Annotated in this window: 18 protein-coding genes; 7 read left to right on the top strand and 11 right to left on the bottom strand. The window is 43.3% G+C overall.

Annotation, left to right across the window (positions count from 1 at the left end):
- Window positions 1–104: 104 nt before the first annotated feature.
- Window positions 105–653: a ferritin-like domain-containing protein gene (locus ABDD95_RS03395; protein ID WP_345950493.1), complete on the bottom strand. Its 549-nt coding sequence runs from the start codon at window positions 651–653 to the stop codon at window positions 105–107.
- 250 nt (window positions 654–903) lie between these two features.
- Here ABDD95_RS03395 and ABDD95_RS03400 point away from each other — a divergent pair, with 250 nt between their 5' ends.
- Window positions 904–1,686: an SGNH/GDSL hydrolase family protein gene (locus ABDD95_RS03400; RefSeq protein WP_345950494.1), complete on the top strand. Its 783-nt coding sequence runs from the start codon at window positions 904–906 to the stop codon at window positions 1,684–1,686.
- Between the two features lie 118 nt (window positions 1,687–1,804).
- Here the strand turns inward: ABDD95_RS03400 and ABDD95_RS03405 are convergent, their stop codons facing one another.
- From ABDD95_RS03405 to ABDD95_RS03415, 3 genes are all read right to left on the bottom strand, one after another.
- Entirely contained in the window at window positions 1,805–3,514 is a 1,710-nt protein-coding gene (locus ABDD95_RS03405; protein ID WP_345950495.1) for a hypothetical protein, read from the bottom strand.
- 12 nt (window positions 3,515–3,526) lie between these two features.
- Complete coding sequence (locus tag ABDD95_RS03410) at window positions 3,527–4,300, bottom strand: ABC transporter ATP-binding protein (protein ID WP_345950496.1); 774 nt, start codon at window positions 4,298–4,300, stop codon at window positions 3,527–3,529.
- 134 nt (window positions 4,301–4,434) lie between these two features.
- The gene (locus ABDD95_RS03415; protein WP_345950497.1) at window positions 4,435–5,310 is read right to left on the bottom strand and encodes a hypothetical protein; all 876 of its coding nucleotides are present in this window, start codon (window positions 5,308–5,310) and stop codon (window positions 4,435–4,437) included.
- Between the two features lie 265 nt (window positions 5,311–5,575).
- Between ABDD95_RS03415 and ABDD95_RS03420 the strand changes: the two genes are divergently transcribed.
- The gene (locus ABDD95_RS03420) at window positions 5,576–6,256 is read left to right on the top strand and encodes a hypothetical protein (RefSeq protein WP_345950498.1); all 681 of its coding nucleotides are present in this window, start codon (window positions 5,576–5,578) and stop codon (window positions 6,254–6,256) included.
- 5 nt (window positions 6,257–6,261) lie between these two features.
- On the opposite strand, the gene cysS is transcribed toward ABDD95_RS03420, so the two are convergent.
- From cysS to mutL, 5 genes are all read right to left on the bottom strand, one after another.
- On the bottom strand, window positions 6,262–7,722 hold the full coding sequence (cysS, locus tag ABDD95_RS03425) for a cysteine--tRNA ligase (RefSeq protein ID WP_345950499.1): 1,461 nt from the start codon (window positions 7,720–7,722) through the stop codon (window positions 6,262–6,264).
- Between the two features lie 75 nt (window positions 7,723–7,797).
- Window positions 7,798–8,919: an endonuclease/exonuclease/phosphatase family protein gene (locus ABDD95_RS03430; RefSeq protein ID WP_345950500.1), complete on the bottom strand. Its 1,122-nt coding sequence runs from the start codon at window positions 8,917–8,919 to the stop codon at window positions 7,798–7,800.
- Complete coding sequence (locus tag ABDD95_RS03435) at window positions 8,909–9,778, bottom strand: rhomboid family intramembrane serine protease (protein WP_345950501.1); 870 nt, start codon at window positions 9,776–9,778, stop codon at window positions 8,909–8,911. Before ABDD95_RS03435 ends, ABDD95_RS03430 begins: the two co-directional genes overlap by 11 nt.
- A 37-nt stretch (window positions 9,779–9,815) precedes the next feature.
- Complete coding sequence (locus ABDD95_RS03440; RefSeq protein ID WP_345950502.1) at window positions 9,816–10,538, bottom strand: rhomboid family intramembrane serine protease; 723 nt, start codon at window positions 10,536–10,538, stop codon at window positions 9,816–9,818.
- Window positions 10,539–10,657: 119 nt separating this feature from the next.
- A complete protein-coding gene (mutL, locus tag ABDD95_RS03445) occupies window positions 10,658–12,517 on the bottom strand; it encodes a DNA mismatch repair endonuclease MutL (protein WP_345950503.1) in 1,860 nt (619 codons plus the stop codon).
- A 207-nt stretch (window positions 12,518–12,724) separates the two neighbouring features.
- Between mutL and ABDD95_RS03450 the strand changes: the two genes are divergently transcribed.
- From ABDD95_RS03450 to ABDD95_RS03460, 3 genes are all read left to right on the top strand, one after another.
- Window positions 12,725–14,359, top strand: a complete 1,635-nt coding sequence (locus ABDD95_RS03450; RefSeq protein ID WP_345950504.1) for an amidohydrolase — start codon at window positions 12,725–12,727, stop codon at window positions 14,357–14,359.
- The gene (locus ABDD95_RS03455; protein WP_345950505.1) at window positions 14,346–16,166 is read left to right on the top strand and encodes a serine hydrolase; all 1,821 of its coding nucleotides are present in this window, start codon (window positions 14,346–14,348) and stop codon (window positions 16,164–16,166) included. The genes ABDD95_RS03450 and ABDD95_RS03455 overlap by 14 nt, the downstream gene beginning before the upstream one ends.
- Window positions 16,167–16,335: 169 nt before the next feature.
- Entirely contained in the window at window positions 16,336–16,632 is a 297-nt protein-coding gene (locus tag ABDD95_RS03460; protein WP_345950506.1) for a VOC family protein, read from the top strand.
- Between the two features lie 36 nt (window positions 16,633–16,668).
- On the opposite strand, the gene ABDD95_RS03465 is transcribed toward ABDD95_RS03460, so the two are convergent.
- Window positions 16,669–16,878, bottom strand: a complete 210-nt coding sequence (locus tag ABDD95_RS03465) for a hypothetical protein (protein ID WP_345950507.1) — start codon at window positions 16,876–16,878, stop codon at window positions 16,669–16,671.
- 266 nt (window positions 16,879–17,144) lie between these two features.
- Between ABDD95_RS03465 and bshA the strand changes: the two genes are divergently transcribed.
- Together bshA and ABDD95_RS03475 are read left to right on the top strand one after the other, a co-directional pair.
- Entirely contained in the window at window positions 17,145–18,281 is a 1,137-nt protein-coding gene (gene bshA / locus ABDD95_RS03470) for an N-acetyl-alpha-D-glucosaminyl L-malate synthase BshA (protein WP_345950508.1), read from the top strand.
- 60 nt (window positions 18,282–18,341) lie between these two features.
- Window positions 18,342–18,824, top strand: a complete 483-nt coding sequence (locus ABDD95_RS03475; protein ID WP_345950509.1) for a hypothetical protein — start codon at window positions 18,342–18,344, stop codon at window positions 18,822–18,824.
- 221 nt (window positions 18,825–19,045) lie between these two features.
- Here ABDD95_RS03475 and ABDD95_RS03480 read toward each other — a convergent pair whose 3' ends face one another.
- Window positions 19,046–20,185: a lactonase family protein gene (locus ABDD95_RS03480; protein ID WP_345950510.1), complete on the bottom strand. Its 1,140-nt coding sequence runs from the start codon at window positions 20,183–20,185 to the stop codon at window positions 19,046–19,048.
- Window positions 20,186–20,222: the final 37 nt, after the last annotated feature.

Raw genomic sequence — 20,222 nt, forward strand, 5'->3', positions numbered from 1 at the left:
GAGTTGCAAAGATAAAGAATTGCTAATAAAGTTAGTTAGTTGTAAATAAAAAAAGCCATCCCGGTACTAGGATGGCTTTTTTTATTTGTAAAGCTATGTATAGCTTATGCTTTTTCGCTTTTAGCGCCAATGTTAATTGAGCTTTCGGCTAACTGAGTTAACAACTCGTCAGTTTTTTTCTCTTCAGCTAAAGTTTCTTCCAGCAATTGAGCTGCTTCGCTGTAACCTAAAGTGTTGGCCAGTGTGCGCAGGGTGCCGTATGAAGCAATTTCGTAGTGCTCTGATTTTTGAGCAGCTGAAATAATGCCAGCGTCACGGGTAATTGATCCGTCTTCGGTATCTTCAACAATGCTTTCTGATTCCGCGATCAAACCTTCCATAGCATCACATTTTTTAGCTGATGCTTTTTCACCTATCAGTTCAAATACCTGTTCAAGGCGGGTTACCTGATTGTCGGTTTCTTCTTTGTGAGTTTCTAATGATGCACGCAGTTCATCAGAAGTAGCTGCTTTAGCTAATTTAACCAAGGCTTTTGACAGGTGCTTTTCAGCCCAGTAAATGTCTTTTAACTCGTCAACAAATAATTCTTTTAATGCTGATTCTTCAACGTTCTCGGTATTCTCCGGTTGTTTTTTTGCTTTAGTAGTTGCCATAATGTAGATGTTTTGTTTTTCTGTACTCACTTAACGCTACGGAGCTTCATCAGTTTTAACTAATTATTAACATTTGTTAATAAAGTGAAATATCCGTTTGCTGCCCTCATTAGGCATAACAAAGTTTATAATATGAAGTTTGGCTAAATTATCTTACTGATAATCAATTAAAGAAAATGAAAAAACAGTATTTGCAACGTTGCTGTTCTTACAAATTATTTATAAATTTACGATCCCTGCTTAATAACAAATGTATTGTAAAAAACTTAAGTGTTCTGTACTTATTATTGCTGTTGTGTTACTGGCTACTGCCTGTAAAAAAGATTCACTAACAAATGAATTTGCCGACGACAATGCAACCGTTAACGTTCCATCTAACCCGCTAGATATAGATCCGGGTAAGATAATTGATACCACTAAGCGTATTGTAATTATAGGTTCTTCTACTGCTGCCGGTTTTGGTGCGAGTGTAGCCGATTCATGCTGGGCCGGACGCTTAAACGCCAAACTCGTTCGTGATAAGAAGCCCTTCAAATTAATTAACCTTGGTAAAGGGGGGTATACCACTTTCCAGCTCATGCAAACCGGGTCGTCTCCTGCATCTATAAGGCCAAAGCCTGATACCAACAGAAATGTAACGGCAGCGCTCAAGTATAATCCCTCATTAGTTATCATCAATTTGCCTACCAACGATATTGCCCTTAATTTCAGAGATGAAGAAATTATAAGCAACTATCGGAACATTATTGGTCAGATTGCTGCCAAACGTATAGAGTTTATTATTACAAGCACTCAGCCTCGTAACTTTCAACTGCTGGATCAGCGTAAACGTATCAAGATATTAAATGATAAGGTATTAGCTATGTTTCCGGGCCATGTTGATGATTACCTGCGTAAATTAAGCTCGCCAACATGGAGTATTTTAAAGTACTATTCGGCTGGTGATGGCATACATTTAAATAATAACGGCCACCGTGTTATCTATCAAACCTTGGTTGATTTTCCGATTTTTAAAACTGTAGTAGGTTACTAAAATTAATATTCTCATATAACAAAAAAGCCCTGTAGCAATACAGGGCTTTTTTGTTATATGAATCTGTTCGGCTCAGCGTTTAAGTTTGCTAAGCAAGGGGTAAATAAATCAGCCGGTATTAAAACTCTTCCAGTTCAATACTGTCCCAGCCCTGGCGCTTATAGTAGTAAAGCATTATCCAAAATACAATAGCTGCTGGGATAATTAATATCCAGATAACCATATCAAAGCCAAACTTAATCAACGCATAATGCCCGGCGCCTATTACCAGTATAAAGCTCATAACGAGCAGTGAAGTAATTATGCGGCCGCCCGATTGCTTAATTAACACCGGTTTAGAGAACGGCAACCCTTTTACCATAAAAAGCGCCATCAGTATGCCGTATATCATTCCTACAAAAAAGGCCAGTATAATGTCGTTTATAACTTTTGGGCCCCATATGGCTATACTTATGCCACCCAGTATAATGCAGTAGGGCAAATAATACAATACCACTACAGCCTTATACATGCCCGATAAAATTTTGCCCGGCTGCTTAACGGGCAGCGCATAATATATCCATGCCGGTTTGAATTTTTCCGAAAACGAAATGTTCTGAAGTACTGATGAAACAATAAATGTGCTTAAGTAAATTAAAAAAATGTAGTAGTAGCCGGCTTGTAATTTATGAAACCTGTCGGCAAGGCTACCTTTGCCATTTAAGGCAAAGTATACAAAGTAGATGGGCACATAGGCAAAGGCAGGATATACTTTTAATTTGAATTCGCGTACACGGGCAGCCAGTTTCCAGGTAATACGAAAGCCGGCATTTTCTACCGGGTTTGGTGCTAAAAGATTGGCCATTTTACCAACCAAGTCGAATTTTGGCTTTTTGCCGGCACCGTGGGCAGGAGCCGGGCCGGTAGAATTGCCATCGGATGTGGCCGCTACAGCCAGGCGTTTATTAAAGCCCGGGGCTAATACTTTCGCTACCAGCCATAAACCAACCAAAGGAGCAGTAACGCCAATTATTGCCATTAAACTGGTTATAAGCGTAGCCCTGTTGGGATGGATTAAAACTTCGTTAAGGGCTGCAATCCAAACCGGTGGTATAAAGTACGACCAAGTATGATGTAGTAACTCTATTCTGGCTAAATCTGATACGTCAATCAACCTGGGCAGCAGGTAATAGGCGGCAAAAATAACAACCGAAAATCCGATTTGGAAATAGCTGATTACATCTTTAAACCGTTCGGGTGATACGGTTCTCATGAGTATAAGGTATACCACGTTTACCAGTACAATGCTCAGAAAGGTGATCTGTATAATCTGTACAATAAATAACGGCACGGCCAGCAAACCATCAACAAAGCCTATAATTACTATACCTGCCAAACCCTGCAACAAGGCTAGCTTGAAAACATAAATACTGATGTGTAAAATACGCGATATAGCCAGTGTACGGTCACTCACAGGGCGGGGTAATAAAATGTACTGGTCGCGTACATCAAGCAGTACGGTGGTAAAATCGGTAATGAGCGTTAAAGCCATCATTACCATAAACATGCTGAAGTAAACTGTTTGACCACTCATGGGGCCCTTGAACAACAATAAAGTTACCCCCATAAAGCCGCCTACAAATACCGTAACCAATGATACAGCCCAGGAACTGGTGGCCTTGCCTGGTGTTGCTGCAGCTTTACGGCGGTGGCTAAACATAGCGCTCGGTCTGCGATCGTCCATTTGCAGCTTTATCCGCAGTATATGATAGAGCTGATAAGTATCTACCCCAGTCCTTTCGAGCAGGGGCATTAAAAGGTTTACCAGCTTTAGTAGTAATTTATTCATACCAGGCCGTTGTTAATCAAATGCGTTAATAATGGCATCAGCCTCACTGGTGTCTTCATCGCGGCCGGTAAGTTTGGCAAAAACGCGTTCCAGCGTGTCGGCATGGTTTTGCTTTAACGACTCAAATGTGCCATCGGCAATAATTTCTCCTTTGTTTATAAGCAGGATACGGTCTGATACTTTTTCAACCACATCCATCATGTGTGAGCAATAAAATATGGTTTTTCCTTCCTGCGAAAGGCGCATAATCAGTTCCTTGATCATAATTACCGCGTTGGCATCCAAACCCGAGAGCGGCTCGTCAAGTATGATGATTTGCGGATTGTGTATAATGCCCGATATAAGCAGCACCTTTTGTTTCATTCCTTTGGAGAAGGTGTCCATACGGTCGTCTTTATTATTACCCAAGCCAAAGGCAGTAAGTAACCGTGCCGCGCGGGTATGCAATTGATCCTCATCCATGTCATACAATTTGCCAATAAAGTCCAGGTATTCCATTGGGGTGAGCACGTCGTACAACTCGGCATTTTCAGGTACATAGCCAATGCGTTTTTTGATCTCCTGCGGATCCTGCTGCATGCTGATGCCATCAACCAGTACCTCGCCGCCAAACTCGGGTATAAGCCCGGTAAGTATTTTAACTGTAGTAGATTTGCCTGCACCGTTTGGGCCTATGTAACCAATAACCTGCCCGGGGTAAATATCAAGCGACAAATTTTTGAGCACCAATTTGCTGCCATACAATTTGGAAAGGTTGCGTATTTGTATTAATGGAGTATCACTCATAACATCATCATTTGGGTGAAATATACAAAGTATATTGCCAGTATTTATGCCATTAGATGAGCTGCAGCCAATAATGTTACAAAACACAAAAGCCTGCTTACAAAGCAGGCTTTTGTGTTTTATGGTACAATTGTTTATTCGTTCTCTATAGCCGAGTAAATTTCCAGTATGATGTTCCAACGATGTTGGCTATCCATTTCCCAAACGCGCAGGTAGTTGTAATTGCTTACAATGTTGCCCTTGCGAATGCGGGCACGACCCTGGCTATAAGCCAGATCATTGCTGGTTGCGCGACCTGCATTTATGGTTTCGCCAGAGATAGTGATAGCCTGATTTGCTACAAATTTCAAGGACTGATCTATGCCCGACATGGGTTCAAAACCAGGAAAGTATAAGTGACCTTCGGGCGTAAAAAATTCTTTGTAAGCGCCTAAAGTTGATATTTTAAGCCCCTGGTTAAACTGGCGGTCGTTATCCATAATAATCTTTTTAGGATTAAATGGATCTTTGCTGGCGGCTACCAAAGTTGTGGAATTAGGATCCTTAATATCAGTTAACTGTGTTCTGGTGCTTGGCGGGTGTTGTATACCCATGTTCATCAGCAGCTTTAAACTATTGGTAGCTGCATCCAAACGCCATAACGATACATAGTCACCATATACCTTGTCATCATCGGTTTTGCCGTTTTGGTAAACATATGGGCCGGCCGTAAAAGCCAAATCGCCGTTGGCAGATATACGTGCAAATTTTGGCTGCCAGGTAAGGGTACCCGGCTGCTTATCAATACGGCCGTAAAAATCAGTTATTTTAATGGGCTCTGGTTTAAAAACAATGCCCTCGGCATCGGCTACTGCCAGGAATGCTTCTTTGATGCCTTTGCGGCTGGTCTGTTTTACAAAATCTTCTTCGGCTTTAACTACGGTTTGTACAGAGGCGCTTTTTTGCGCAGTTGCCGTTAAGGCGTAAAAACTCAGGGAGGCTACAGCCAATATAGCTTTGTTCATTTTCATATTTAGATTGAAGCTTTGCTTAAATGAAGCGGTAAGATTACTTAAATTAAAGCGATAAATGCAAATTGATATAACTAAAATTGGTTGAAAATATTGTGAATGGAACTATACGAAACGCTAATTGTCTGATCTTTAAATCAAATAAGCTATGATTTTTTTGATAAGTGGCCAATCATCACTATTTTGTTAGTGATTTATTTGCCGGCATTTTAATGGCATTACATACCCTATACACTATTCTCATTAACATTAACAGCTTTTAGTCATGAACCTATCTAAACCCGCCTTATTCTTCTTTGTTTTACTTTTAACAGTATTTAAGGTTAGCGCACAATCAACATCCACAGTTGTGGAATATTTTGTGAATGGCGAAAACGGACTAATTAGGAAAGGGACTTACGAGGATGTGGATGGAACCCCGTTTATGTACAACAAGTTTCTGCCAGGTAAGGCCGTAACAACTACGGGCAAGGTGTATGACAATATAAAATTGAATTACAATTTGTATGATGATATGTTGCTCTTTGTTTATGATACCAGCGACAAAGCCATGAAGTTTGAAGACCAAATAAAGTCTTTCACTATTTATACGCCGCTATCGCCAACGTTTGCCAACGGCTATCCGGCAATAGATAAGCAAACAGCAGGTTCTTATTACGAGGTATTATCGAGCAATGGTAAAGTGGCTTTACTCAAACATCAGGGCAAACTACTCAACAAAGTGAAAAATTACGATGCCACCGAAACCAGGAAATTTCAGGATTATACCAATTACTATGTTTATAAAAAAAACAAGCTTGAAAAGCTTGAAAAAAGCAAAAGCGCAGTATTAACTGCGCTGGCCGATAAGAAAACTGAACTGGACGTTTACTTAAAAACAGCAGGCCTTAACTTTAAAAAGGATGAAGACCTGGCTAAAATATTTGATTATTACAATACTTTATAATGATATCAGGCTTTATTCCAGGTAGTGCCTTCCTTGCTGTCTTTAAGCTGAAAACCTATTTTTTGCAGGCCATCGCGTATTTTATCTGAAGTGGCATAGTCGCGGTTAAACTTAGCTTCGCTTCGCAGATTCACAATAAAATCGAGCACCTGGGGTAGTTCATCAGTGCTGGCCTGTTCGTTCCTTAAGCCCAAAATGCCGGTCACAAAGGTCTGCATCAAGGTTTTTAGCAATTGCAGGTTCGCCTCGTCAATTTTTAGCTTGCCGTCATGCACTGAATTAATAATACGCGAAGCTTCAAACAATTCGGCAATTAACACCGGGCTGTTAAAATCGTCGTTTAAGGCTTGGTAACAACGGTCAGATAAGGGTTGTATTTCTACCTCAGTTCCGGAAGAAGGCTTTAAGCCATCCAATAAAGTATAAGCATTCATTAACCGTTTGAAACCTTTTTCGGAGGCTTCCATAGCATCATTACTAAAATCGAGCGTACTGCGGTAATGAGCTTGCAACATAAAGAAACGCACCGTCATAGGGCTGTAGCCTTTATTCAGGATACTGTTGTTGCCGCTAAATAACTCATGTGGTAAAAAGCTGTTGCCTAATGATTTTGACATTTTTTGCCCGTTCACGGTAAGCATATTGGTGTGTACCCAGTACTTGGCCGGGTTTTTACCATAGCAGGCTGTGTTTTGAGCTACCTCATTGGTGTGATGGGTTGGAATTAAATCAATACCGCCACCATGAATATCAAATTGCTCACCTAAATATTTATGGCTCATGGCCGAGCATTCTAAATGCCAGCCAGGAAAACCCACACTCCAGGGTGAGGGCCATTTCATTAAGTGCTCGGGCTTGGCTTTAATCCAAAGCGCAAAATCGAGCCTGCCGCGCTTTTCATCCTGGCCACCAAGGGTACGGGTATTGGTTAACAGGTCTTCCAGGTGGCGGCCACTTAGTACGCCATAATCAGTTCCCTGGTTATATTTTTCAACGTCAAAATAAATAGAGCCATCTACTTCGTAAGCATAGCCCTTATCCAGCATAATCTTTACCAGCTCAATTTGCTCAATAATGTGGCCGGTGGCAGTAGGCTCAATGCTGGGAGGCAATACGTTAAACTCGCGCATTATATCATGAAAGCCAGTGCTGTACTTTTGCACAATTTCCATAGGTTCCAGCTTAGCCAGTTTTGCCTTCTTTGAAATTTTGTCTTCGCCTTCATCGCCATCACCTTCCAGGTGGCCGGCATCGGTTATATTGCGTACATAGCGTACCTTGTAACCTAAGTGCGTAAGGTAGCGGAAAATCAGATCAAATGATATATACGTACGGGCATTACCCAAATGGGCATCGCTGTACACGGTAGGGCCGCAAACATACATGCCTACATAAGGGGCATCAAGCGGAATAAATTCTTCTTTGGTACGGGTTAAAGTATTGTAAACAAATACCGTTTGTGTCATGGGCGCAAACTTACAATTTTTAATTCAGGGTAGTAATGTTTGCAGTAAACTATGCTGTTAGAAATGGCATAATCCTTACTTAAACAGCAAGGTGCTGCAAACCGGATAATGGTCTGACAGGCGCTTTTTTACAATGTGATAACTGGCAACGTTCATATTAGGGCTTGCCATAATATAGTCTATCTGGAAGTTAGGAAAACTACCGTTGTACGTACGTGCAAAACCCGATCCTTTCTCGCGGAATGCATTTTTAAGTCCTTTGGCCATTTGGTGCACGGCATATGATGCGGGCGTATCGTTAAAATCACCTGCAATAACATACGGGTAGGGGCAGCTGGCAGCGTGATTCTTTATTTTAATTACCTGTTCGCTGCGTTTTAAAAATGCACGTTTTAGTTTACCGCCAATGCGTTTAGACGAGCCAAGGTTAGCGCCGCCATCTTTAGATACCTTGCTCAGGTAATCATAATCAGTAGGGTCAAATTGAATAGATTGCAGGTGAATGCTATAAAAGCGAAAGGTGTGGTTGGCTTTTTTGATATCAACGTACAGGCACTGGTTGCCGCTGTTTCTCTCTTCGGATAAAATAATGTTACCCTTGTTAACGATTGGATATTTTGAAAACACGGCTATGCCCATCGCCTCATCCTCATTGCTGAAACTAAATGGCTCAAAATAGTAAACCTGCGACTGCATGATCTTACACATCGAGTCTTTAATAGCATACTGACCGCGTTTACGGCTGTAAAACTCCTGTATGCCTATTACATCGGGCTGCTCATCACTAATTAACTGCAACATTTGTTGCTTGGTGGCGAGGTCGTTTTTTTCGCCGTATGGTTTAAAATTATGGGCATTGTAGGTCATTACCCTAACCGAATTTGCAGACTCTATATTTTCATCGGCTTTACCTGATGACCGGAACCCGATGTTGTCCTTAAGGGTACTTATCCCTAGGAGTACGCAAACTACGGGTACTACAATGTACTTGCTTTTGCGTAGCAGCCAGTAAAGCGCCAGCAGGCAATTACCTAGCAAAAGGAAAGGGTAGGCTAAGCCAAAGAAAGCAATTGGCCAAAACGTGCGTGGATCGGTTACAGGCGAAAGGTAACTGATAAGTAAACCCAGGCTGAGCAAAACGCTCAGCCATAAAAATAACCTATCTAGAATATTAAGCTTCTTTTTTTTACCCGTCATGTTTACTAGCCCGGAACAATACTTCTTTTTCGTGCTTATTCAGGCTGTCATAACCACTTTGCGAAATTTTATCTAAAATACGGTCAATTTCTTCCTGCCGGGGCACGGATGAAGTTTGCTGCTGATAAGTTTTGTTTTGCGATACCACTTTAACCTTTGGTCGCTGGTTAAAAACAGAATCTACCGAACGGCCCCAATCATGCCCACGGTTAAGTTGTTTAATATAAATAAAGCCTAGCAATGCACCGCCCAGGTGTGCAATCTCTCCACCGGCATTGGGGCCAACTATGCTCAAAAAGTCAATTACTACATAAAATAAGGCAATCCACTTCAATTTAACCGGGCCCAAAAACATCAGGTAAATAGTATAATTAGGCAGTAACGTTGCTGTAGCAATAATAATAGCCATTACACTGGCCGATGCGCCTACCACATAGCTTACTGGTAAAACACCTGCAAAAGCCGGGAATACATTAAAAGATAGGATGTAAAGCGCAGCGCCGGCTAAACCGCCCATGATGTACAGGGCAAGTATGCGTTTTTTGCCCAGGTACTCTTCAAATATCTGCCCCATCCAAAACAGCCAAAGCATATTAAACAGGATGTGGAATATATCAGCATGCATAAACATGTAAGAAACGGGCGTCCAAAAACGGGTGGCCAGTTTGGGCAAACTTGCGGGCAGGGCAAGATATTCATTGGCAAACTCGTTCAGCATGGGGTTTCCCATAAATAAATACAGGAACGTGCCAGGGATATTGATTAATAAAAAAACCAGTACGTTAATGCCAATAAGCAGGTTAATGCGGCTGCCGGATTGAAGCATCTTATAACGTATATCTTGCCAGAAGGAGTTCATAAAATAGAAGCTGTTTTATTACTTAAACTTACATTAGTTAATAAAAATTGTTTGGCCTTTGCATACCCCAAATTTTTATTAAAATAAACCCAAACAACGCTCCGCCCAAATGCGCCCAATGCGCTACTGAATCGCCTGCATATTGCGCCACGCCCGAGTATAACTCAAGCAGTATGTAACCAATTACAGCATATTTGGCCTTAATAGGCAGCGGAATAAACATAATAAATAATTCCACATTAGGGTAAAGCATGCCAAAGGCTACAAGCAAACCAAATATAGCACCTGATGCACCAACTATACCACTTAACGGACTATAAATTTCTACAAGTTTTTCATAACCCGGCGTAGCAAAGTAAGGGGATATATCGCCGTGGGGCACTGTGAATGTACCAATAACCTGGTAAACCTCCAAAGCCTGAACCAGCATTTGCAATGCCAAAGCGCCTATACCGGTAATAAAATAATATTGTAAAAAGCGCTTAGGCCCCATGGTATACTCCAGTGTGGGACCAAACATGTAAAGGGCGAGCATATTAAAGAAAATATGCATCAGGCCACCATGCATAAACATGTAGGTGATAATTTGCCATACCCTAAAAATTGGAGCATTAAAGTAATGCGCTGCCAGGTAAGGCTCTAAGTTAATACCTGCTGATTGTAAGAACCAGTTACCTACAAAGAATATAACATTTATGATTAGTAAGTTCTGTACAACTGGTGTAAGGTTAGCGAATGGGTTTTGCCTGTATGCATTCATAGATGTATTTTCTTTTTAGAGCCGGACACGAGAGTCACGAAACAAGACGTTGGGTAGTTGAAATAATCATGTTGTTTGATGTCCTCATTATTAATTTTAGCTCCGGCGCTCGTTAGCTCTTATTTTTCAAAGCGCTCCATTAGTTCGTTCAGGGTAAATGTACTAATTACCGGTTTGCCGTTCAAAGCTATGTTGGGCATCTGGCAGGCAAAAAGTTGGTCAATCAGTAAATTCATCTCTTCTAAAGTAAGCCGGGTGCCGGCTTTAGTAGCCGCATTACGGGCCAGTGTACGGGCTAAGGCGTCGCGCTTATCTAACTTCAATATAGCCAGATTGTTTTTAAATCCTTCTAGCAAATGCTCGAGCAACTGGTGCTCGCTGGCTTGGTTTAAATCGGCCGGTATGCCATCAACCACTACTGTGTTTTTACCAAACTCGCGTATATCAAAACCTAATGCTTTAATGTCGGGCAAAAGCTCTTTCAGTAACGTAAAGTCGCTGCTGTTAAGGGTTACTGTTTGCGGAAATAAACTTTGCTGACTAACGCCCGAGTGATTTTGCAGTTGCTGCAAAAAACGCTCATACAAAATGCGCTCGTGTGCAGCCTGCTGGTTTATGAGCATGAAGCCGGATTTTATCTGCGACAGGATGTACCGGTTATGAATCTGGAACAATTGCCGCTCGCTTGGCTTGCTTATGGCCTGGTCGTTTACCTCAAAACTATCATCAGGCAGCATTTGCTGTTGCTGACTTGGCGCTTGCTGCGTTATCTCATACAAGGTTTCCCAATTTTGCGGCATGCCGCTTTTGTAAGGGTTGTGCGACTGCTGGTAGCTGCTTTCGCGCTGTGCAGGTGCTTTGGGCGCACTATCAAACGGATTAAAGTTGGGGTTAAAGGTAATGCCCGGCGGCGTAATTTGCTCCAGCGGCTTATGCGTTATCAGGTGCTCAATGCTATTCTCCTGATCAAAATCCAGGGTAGGGGTAATGTTATACCTGCCCAGCGAACGTTTTACAGCCGAGCGGATGATGGCATAAATGGCCTTCTCGTCCTGGTATTTGATTTCCGTTTTGGTAGGATGTACGTTGATATCGATTTTGCTGGGGTCAATATCAATAAACAACACATAAAAAGGATAAGTATCCTCTGGCAACAGTTCCTCAAAAGCCGTCATTACGGCATGGTTAAGGTAATTATCGCGTATAAAGCGGTTGTTTACAAAAAAGAACTGCTCGCCCCGCGTGCGGCGTGCAAACTCGGGCTTCCCTACAAAGCCGCGCAGGTTAATAATGGTGGTATCTTCTTCAACAGGCACCAGACGCTGGTTGTAATTGTTGCCAAACAAATGAACAATGCGCTGCTTAAGCTGCGTAGCGGGCAGGTGATATACCTCCTGCCCGTCATGATGCATGGTGAAAAATATTTGCGGATTAGCCAGTGCTACCCGCTGAAACTCGTCAATAATGTGGCGTAGCTCAACCGGATTACTTTTTAGAAAGTTACGGCGTGCCGGGGTATTATAAAACAGATTTTTGATAGAGGTAGAGGTGCCGCCGCTGGTGCCACAAGCCTCCTGGCTAATTACTTCCGAGCCTTCAATAATAATGCAGGTGCCCAGCTCGTCCTCGCGGCGGCGGGTTTTCATCTCCACCTGGGCAATAGCAGCTATGGAGGCCATGGCCTCGCCCCTGAAACCCATAGTACGTATGGCAAAAAGGTCTTCGGCTTTGCGTATCTTAGAGGTGGCATGGCGTTCAAAGCACATGCGGGCATCAGTCATGCTCATGCCGCAACCGTTATCAATTACCTGTATCAGCGCCTTACCGGCATCTTTTAAAATGAGCTGTATTTTGTCAGCGCCCGAATCTATCGCATTCTCTACCAGTTCTTTTACGGCCGACGCTGGTCGCTGCACTACTTCTCCCGCGGCTATCTGGTTAGCTACGGCGTCTGGTAAAAGCTGTATTATATCTGACATCAAAAAAATCCCTTCAATTTCGAGGGGCTAAATTAAAAATTTGATGGCATAACTTTACCTTTGGTGCGTTGTATATTTAGCTGGACGGCATAAGTACGCCGTGCAATGCAATCAAAAGCGTAACATAAAAGCGCCTGCCGCTGTATAAGCGATAGCAAGGTTTGGTGTGGCTTTTGATGCGAATGTTTTTTTATTTTAGTCTACTGTATGAAAAAATTCTGGCCCGGGTTGTTGCTGATACTTTTTGTAGCCTGCAAACAAAAGGAGTATAATGCCGATCTGTTGGTGAAAAATGCGTTGGTGTACACTGTTGACAGCAACTTTAGTACTACCGAAGCCTTTGTGGTAAACGCCGGCAAAATAGTGGCCGTAGGCAAAGCCGACAGTTTGGAAAAAATTTACCTGGCCCGCGAAGTGGTGGATGCGAATGGTAAAGCCGTATACCCTGGTTTTATAGATGCGCATACTCACTTTTACCGCTATGGCCTGGGCCTGCAAGAAGTACATTTGGAAGGCACCAAAGGCTGGGATGAAATTTTAGATTCAGTACAATCCTATTCCGCCCGTAACCCCGAGGGCTGGATCATAGGTCGTGGCTGGGACCAAAACGACTGGAAAGGCACACAGTTTCCAGACAAAACCAAGCTCGACTCCCTGTTTCCGGTTAGGCCGGTTATTTTGAACCGGATTGATGGCCATGCCGCTATTGCTAACCAGGCGGCTTTAAACATTGCTGGTATTAAGCCCGGCCAAAAGCTGGAAGGGGGCGAGATACAAACCGTTAATAACAAGCTTACCGGTATATTGGTTGATAATGCCGTTGACCTGGTTACCCGCAAAATACCCGAGCCAGCCGATGCACAGGTACAAGGTGCTTTACTTAACGCACAGCGTAATTGCTTTGCCGTGGGTTTAACCACGGTTGATGACTGCGGGCTGGACTATCCTATGATTAATACCATTGCCGAGCTGCAGCACAAAAAAGCATTAAAAATGCGCATGTATGTAATGCTGTCTGATAATGAAGAAAATATAAATTACCTATTTAAACGGGGTGTTTACAAAACACCAGGCTTAAACGTACGCTCGTTTAAAGTGTATGCTGATGGTGCGTTGGGATCAAGAGGGGCTTGCCTGCTGCATGATTACAATGATCAAAAAGGCTGGAAAGGTTTCTTATTAAGTAGTCAAAAGCATTTCGAAGATGTGGCCACACGTATTGCCGGCAAGGGTTTCCAGATGTGTACCCATGCCATTGGCGACTCGGCCAACCGCACCATCCTGAAAATTTATGCTAATGCCCTTAAAGGTAAGAATGATTTGCGCTGGCGTATAGAACATGCCCAGATAATAGACGCAGCCGATTTTAAATATTTTGGCGAAAATAGCATCATACCATCGGTGCAGCCAACGCATGCCACGTCAGATATGAACTGGGCAGGCGAGCGCTTGGGTGCCCAGCGTTTAAAAGGCGCCTATGCTTACAAGCAATTATTACAGCAAAATGGCTGGCTACCCTTAGGAACCGATTTTCCGGTAGAGGATATCAATCCGCTTTATACCTTTTATTCGGCCACAGAACGTAAGGACATGAAGGGCCTGCCTGCCAGAGGCTTTCAGCCCGAGAATGCATTGAAGCGTGTCGAAGCCCTGCGAGGGATGACCATTTGGGCGGCCCGCGCCAACTTTGAGGAAAAAGAGAAGGGTAGCATAGAAGTAGGTAAATACGCCGACTTTGTGATATTAGAACAGGATTTAATGAAGGCGAAAGGCGCAGATTTACCGCACATTAAAGTATTAAAGACCTACGTGAATGGTGAGAAAGTTTATGAGAAGAAATAAGTTAAGTACCTTAATATTTGTTGCCCTATCCGGATTTATATTTTTAAGCACCGCTTGCGCACAAAAGCCGCCGCTAATTAATCTTACTGGTTTGGCTTACGTGAATGAAGAGAAGCTGGCCGAGCAATTTACCGTGTTGCTGAATAACGAACAGAATCTGGTTCCTTTACAAGATCTGGATAAAAGCACTATAGCCAGTGTGCGTTTTAACCATGCAAACGACGCCATATTTGATAGTTTGCTGAACAAGTATACCAAAGTTAAAAGCTTTAACGCTTTGTCTTACCTGACTATAGGTAAGTTAACCGACGATTTAAAGCTTTATAACACAGTATTATTGCAAATAACGGATGTGGATTTGAGTAACGCACAGTTGCTTAATTTCATTACCATGAATGATAAGCTAAAAAAACTGGTGGTTGTTTATTGGGGTAGCGGAGCGGCATTGAGTAAGCTTGATCCGGTAACTACACCTGTTATTTGGTGCTCGAGGGTAACGCCGGTTGCTGCAGCTTATGCAGCACAGGCTGTATTTGGTGGCGTAGCTGTTACACATAAGCTGGAGAAAAGCGTGTCGGCCAAATACACTGCCGGCTCGGGTTTTCTTACGGCTAAAACCCGGCTACAGTACACCGTGCCCGAAGCCGCAGGAATGAAGGCCGAAAACCTTTTAGCTATAGACAACATTGCCCGCGAAGCCATTGGCGACCAGGCCACACCAGGTTTTGTAGTTTTGGCTGCCAAAGATGGTAAGGTAATATTTAACAAGGCGTACGGCTCTCATACCTATGATAAAACGCAGCCTGATAAAATTACTGATATTTTTGATATCGCTTCCGTTACTAAAATATCGGCCACTACTATGGAGGTAATGAAACTGGTTGAGCAGGGTAAACTAAGCCTTGACTCTACCGTGGGTAGTTACCTGGCTTTAGCTAAACCCACTAATAAAAACAACATCAGGGTGAGAGAGCTGATGCTGCACCAGGCAGGTTTAATTTCTTATATTCCTTTTTACGAACGCATAAAAGCAACCGATCACAGCTCTGATTCATCAGCAGCATACCCAACCAAGGTGGCCGACGGGTATTACATGCGCAAGGATTACTTTAAGGATGTAATGTGGCCGCAAATGCTCAATTCGTCTTTACGCACGCGGGGGCAGTATGTGTACAGTGACCTGAGCATGTACTTTATGAAAGAGATTGTAGAAACGGTTACCGCTACGCCGTTAAACGTTTACGTGCAGGATAATTTCTACAATCCGCTGGGCATGCAAACAGCAGGTTTTTTACCCCGAAACCGTTTCAGCCGCGATCAGATCATCCCAACCGAGAACGATACTTACTTCAGACGCACGCTTTTAACCGGCTATGTGCACGATCAGGGTGCAGCTATGGTGGGTGGCGTGTCTGGTCATGCAGGTTTGTTTGCCTCGGCAAATGACCTGGCCATACTTTATCAAATGGTATTAAACGGTGGCACTTACGGCGGTATACAGTACTTTAAGCCCGAAACGGTTAAGCAGTTTACCACCAGGCAATCGAACGTTAGCCGTCGCGGTCTGGGTTTCGATATGTGGGATCCTGAGGTAAGCAAACACTATCCATCAGCCATGGCATCGCCACAAACCTATGGGCACACCGGTTATACCGGTACCTGTATCTGGGTTGATCCTAAGACAAACCTGGTTTATATCTTCCTTTCCAACCGTGTATATCCTAAAGATTCGCAACTGTTGGTAAGCCGCCGCATCCGGCCGCGTATACAGGACGTGTTTTACGAGGCTATTGCAAAAGGACTGTAGTAGTATATAGGGTGGCAACAAGGCAACAAAAGTTTATTTGTTAATCAGCTTTTGTTCTTATCTTGCTTTATATCAGCCTAAAATATGCAAGAGCTTAATATTCCCGAGGGCTATCAACGTGTAATGCCTTACCTGATTGTAAAAGATGCAGCCCGCTTTTTTACCTTTTATGCAAACCGTTTTTGGCGCTACCGAGAAACTAAAGGTTATGCGCAATGAAACGACCATTATGCATGCCGAACTACAGGTAGGTACCAGCACCATTATGTTTACCGATGCTACCGAAGATTATCCGGTACAAAATGCCGGCTTATTTATTTACGTAGCCGATTGTGATACTACCTACCAAAAAGCGTTAGCTAACGGCGCCAGCAGTATTATGGAACCCGCTAATCAGGATTATGGCCGCAGTGCAGGCGTGCTGGATGCTTTTGGTAATACGTGGTGGATATCGCAGGTTTTGTAGTTAAAGTTGAGATAAGTGATAGGAGCATGGAACGCACTACCGCATAAACCAATGAATGTAGCCGCATTCGCTGCAAATAAAGCAGGTAGCGGTCTTATCAGTCCATTCTAGGTCAAAAAACGTACGCGATGGGCTATGCAGTTGTTCTTGGCGGGTAAAAAAGAAATCGTTTTGGCAAAACATACAAATGAGTTGCTTACCGTCAATTTCGTAGTGCAGTGGTTCTTCTGGTGAAAAAAGGCCCATGATTTTTAGGATTAGGTTTAAAGTACATGCAAGTTAAGAATTTGCCTGTAACATCATAAAAATGTTGCGTTTTAAATAAAGTGAGTAAGCCAAAACCACAGCCGTGTAACAATCTGATGCATAAGAATCGAGCTTTGTAAAGATTACATACGCTTAACACATTTGCCGCAAAATGCTGTTAAACTTGCGGGCATAAACTCACCTGGTACAGATTTTACTTCGGGTAAATCGGGTAGTTTCATTTTAACTTAAATCAGATTTTCTGCATGAAAATAGGCATAGTATGCTACCCAACCTTTGGTGGTAGCGGTGTGGTGGCCACCGAGCTGGGCAAAGGCCTGGCCGATAGGGGTCATCAGGTGCATTTTGTAACCTACAATCAGCCCGTTCGGTTAGATTTCTTTTCCGAAAACCTGTTTTACCACGAGGTTGCCGTTAGCAAATATCCTTTATTTGAATACCCACCTTACGAGCTTGCCCTGGCCAGCCGCCTGGTAGATGTGGTGCGCTTTGAAAAGCTGGACGTGTTGCACGTGCATTACGCCATACCGCATGCTTCGGCCGCTTTTATGGCTAAGCAAATACTGGCCACTTATGGAATTCATATCCCGGTAATTACAACGCTGCACGGTACCGATATAACGCTGGTAGGTAATGATCGTACGTACAAGCCGGTAGTTACCTTCTCTATAAACCAAAGCGATGGGGTAACCTCGGTATCGGAGCATTTGAGGAAGGATACTTATCGGTTTTTTGAGATAGAAAAGGACATTAAAGTGATCTACAACTTCATTGACCTGAGCCGCTTTAACCATACGCCTAAAGAACACTTTAAAAAAGCCATTGCACCTGAGGGTGAAAAGATACTGGTGCATACGTCCAACTTCAGGAGGGTTAAACGCACGTCTCACGTGATTAGCATATTTGCCAAGGTAAATGCGCAAATACCGTCAAAACTGTTAATGGTAGGCGATGGGCAAGACCGCCCCGAGTGTGAGCAACTGGCACGCGACCTGGGTGTGAGCCAGAATGTGCGCTTTTTGGGCAAGCAGGACGCGGTAGAAGAGATCATGTCGGTATCTGACCTGTTCCTGATGCCTTCACAATCTGAGAGTTTTGGTTTGGCCGCGTTGGAAGCTATGGCATGCCGCGTACCGGTCATCAGCAGTAATGCCGGCGGTTTGCCCGAGCTAAATGTAGAGGGTTACACCGGGTATTTGTGTGATGTAGGCGATGTTGACGGCATGGCCGAAAAAGCTATTTACATGTTGCAGGATGAAGAGCGTTTGAACACCTTTAAGGAGAACGCCCTTACGCATGCCCGTAAATTTGACCTGGCTAATATACTGCCACAGTATGAAAACTACTATATGGAAGTGATTGAAAGCAGCAAGCGGTTTTAACAGCGCTAAAACAAGCTTGGCAAGATTTGTGTATAATACCAAGAACACACATCACAACATATGAAAAGGATACTTGAAATTATTTTAATGGCTGTAGTAATCGGGCTTACCGTTACGGCTTGCTCAACTCAAAATGCCGCTACTGGTGTAAGTAATGTAGGCCGGGGTAAATTTACCGGCACCTGGACATTGAATAATGTAAGCTACCAGGGTTTGGTAGAAAGCGCTGTATCAAATGTATTCGATCAGGCTCGTCCGTCGGCATTTGTGGGTAGTACCTGGAAACTGACCAACAGCGGCAACGGTATGTATACTTTAGCCGATGGTACTTCGCAAACTATTTTCTGGTCTGTAAATAACTCAGGCCCTAGCGGACAGATGTTCCAATTTAAAAAGATTTTTGAAGGCGATAAAGCCAAAAACGTGCAACAAGGCTACCAGTTGCTGGTAAACAGCAATGATGGTAACAATATGGTACTTCGTTCGCCTGTTAGTATTGGCAACGGTACGGGTTACATTGTGTACTCGTTCAGTAAGCAATAGGGATCAATATTTAATCAAACAAAAACGCCGGCAATTGCCGGCGTTTTTGTTTGATTAGTTTTTTACATGCCCCTTCTTAATTCAATTCAGAGCCATGATAAGCCGTGTCATTACACGTATTCTTCATGTTTCAAGCAATGAAGCAAGATGCTGGTTAGGAGGCTAAATTAGTGGAAGCCTGACCCGCCGGCAAACGCCTCTGCTTAACACCATCATAATCTCTACTCGGCTGATGCGAACTTTAAACAGCTTGGGCTGCTTATCTCTAAGCGCGTACTGGTAGGGGTTAACTTACCTGTGGTTTTGTTAATCTTAAAAACAACAATATTATTACTCTTTTGGTTGGCCACCAAAAGATAGCTACCGGTTGGATCGATAACAAAGTTACGAGGGTGATTGCCCAGCGTACCCTGGCGCTCTATAAAAGTAAGCAGGCCGGTTTCAGAATTTATAGCGTAAACAATAATCTCGTTGGCATCGCCACGGTTTGTAGCATATACAAATTTACCATCGGGTGATACATGTATATCCGCGCCACCTGTTTGCTTGGTATAACCATCGGGTATCATGCTTATGCTCTGAATTTGTTTGGGCTGGCCGTTGTTGTACTCGTAGGCAATTACATTACCGCCCATTTCGGTAGCCAGGTACATGTACTTACGGTTAGGTGTAAAATCGATATGCCTTGGGCCTTCGCCAGGTGCAACGCTTATAGAAGCCGGCGAAGCTGGTGTAAGTGGTTGCGCTTGAGATGCCTTGTAGCGGTAAATGTTCACCTTGTCGGCACCCAAATCGGTCCAGAGTAGGTTTTTCTCATCAGGAGATAAAATAGCCGTGTGTACATGTGGCTTATCCTGTCGGGATTTATTTGGTCCCAAACCTGTTGACGGCCCTTGTAAAACCTGCGAGGCCGGCGCTAAAGAGCCATCTTTGTTTACAGGGAATACATACATGCTACCGCCAGCATAATTGGCAGAAAAAACATGCTTTTGCGCCTTGTCTACCGAAATATAGCAAGGACCTGCTCCAGTTGTTTGTTTATTAAGCAGCTCAATTTTCCCAACCTTAGGCTCAAATGAAAAAGCGCTCACGCTGCCTTTACGGTCATCTCCAATTTCGTTTACCGAATAGATGAACCTGCCGTTGGCTGATACGCACAGGTACGATGGGTTATCCACATTTCTTTCTGTTCTGCTTAAGTAAGCCAGCCTTCCGCTTTCGGTGTAAAAGCGATAAACGTATATACCGTCGCTGCCATTGGTGGTGTAAGTGCCAATCAACAGATCGAGCGTTTTAGGCGGCTTAGGCTGTGCAGCAAGTGTTGCAGGTATCATATACAGTAGTAATAACAGTTTTTTCATTGGAATTTTGGTTTTGAAGAACGCAAGGTAGCAAAAA

The sequence above is a fragment of the Mucilaginibacter sp. PAMB04274 genome (assembly GCF_039634385.2).
GTDB lineage: Bacteria > Bacteroidota > Bacteroidia > Sphingobacteriales > Sphingobacteriaceae > Mucilaginibacter.

Bases quoted from the DNA above. Each gene is read 5' to 3' on its own strand.
- ABDD95_RS03420 (WP_345950498.1), top strand. From the start codon at position 5,576: ATGAACCTATCTAAACCCGCCTTATTCTTCTTTGTTTTACTTTTAACA.
- mutL (WP_345950503.1), bottom strand. From the start codon at position 12,517: ATGTCAGATATAATACAGCTTTTACCAGACGCCGTAGCTAACCAGATA.
- ABDD95_RS03405 (WP_345950495.1), bottom strand. From the start codon at position 3,514: ATGAATAAATTACTACTAAAGCTGGTAAACCTTTTAATGCCCCTGCTC.
- ABDD95_RS03410 (WP_345950496.1), bottom strand. From the start codon at position 4,300: ATGAGTGATACTCCATTAATACAAATACGCAACCTTTCCAAATTGTAT.
- ABDD95_RS03400 (WP_345950494.1), top strand. From the start codon at position 904: ATGTATTGTAAAAAACTTAAGTGTTCTGTACTTATTATTGCTGTTGTG.
- ABDD95_RS03435 (WP_345950501.1), bottom strand. From the start codon at position 9,778: ATGAACTCCTTCTGGCAAGATATACGTTATAAGATGCTTCAATCCGGC.
- ABDD95_RS03455 (WP_345950505.1), top strand. From the start codon at position 14,346: ATGAGAAGAAATAAGTTAAGTACCTTAATATTTGTTGCCCTATCCGGA.
- bshA (WP_345950508.1), top strand. From the start codon at position 17,145: ATGAAAATAGGCATAGTATGCTACCCAACCTTTGGTGGTAGCGGTGTG.
- ABDD95_RS03460 (WP_345950506.1), top strand. From the start codon at position 16,336: ATGCAAACCGTTTTTGGCGCTACCGAGAAACTAAAGGTTATGCGCAAT.
- ABDD95_RS03440 (WP_345950502.1), bottom strand. From the start codon at position 10,538: ATGAATGCATACAGGCAAAACCCATTCGCTAACCTTACACCAGTTGTA.
- ABDD95_RS03430 (WP_345950500.1), bottom strand. From the start codon at position 8,919: ATGACGGGTAAAAAAAAGAAGCTTAATATTCTAGATAGGTTATTTTTA.
- ABDD95_RS03475 (WP_345950509.1), top strand. From the start codon at position 18,342: ATGAAAAGGATACTTGAAATTATTTTAATGGCTGTAGTAATCGGGCTT.
- ABDD95_RS03480 (WP_345950510.1), bottom strand. From the start codon at position 20,185: ATGAAAAAACTGTTATTACTACTGTATATGATACCTGCAACACTTGCT.
- ABDD95_RS03465 (WP_345950507.1), bottom strand. From the start codon at position 16,878: ATGGGCCTTTTTTCACCAGAAGAACCACTGCACTACGAAATTGACGGT.
- ABDD95_RS03450 (WP_345950504.1), top strand. From the start codon at position 12,725: ATGAAAAAATTCTGGCCCGGGTTGTTGCTGATACTTTTTGTAGCCTGC.
- ABDD95_RS03395 (WP_345950493.1), bottom strand. From the start codon at position 653: ATGGCAACTACTAAAGCAAAAAAACAACCGGAGAATACCGAGAACGTT.
- ABDD95_RS03415 (WP_345950497.1), bottom strand. From the start codon at position 5,310: ATGAAAATGAACAAAGCTATATTGGCTGTAGCCTCCCTGAGTTTTTAC.
- cysS (WP_345950499.1), bottom strand. From the start codon at position 7,722: ATGACACAAACGGTATTTGTTTACAATACTTTAACCCGTACCAAAGAA.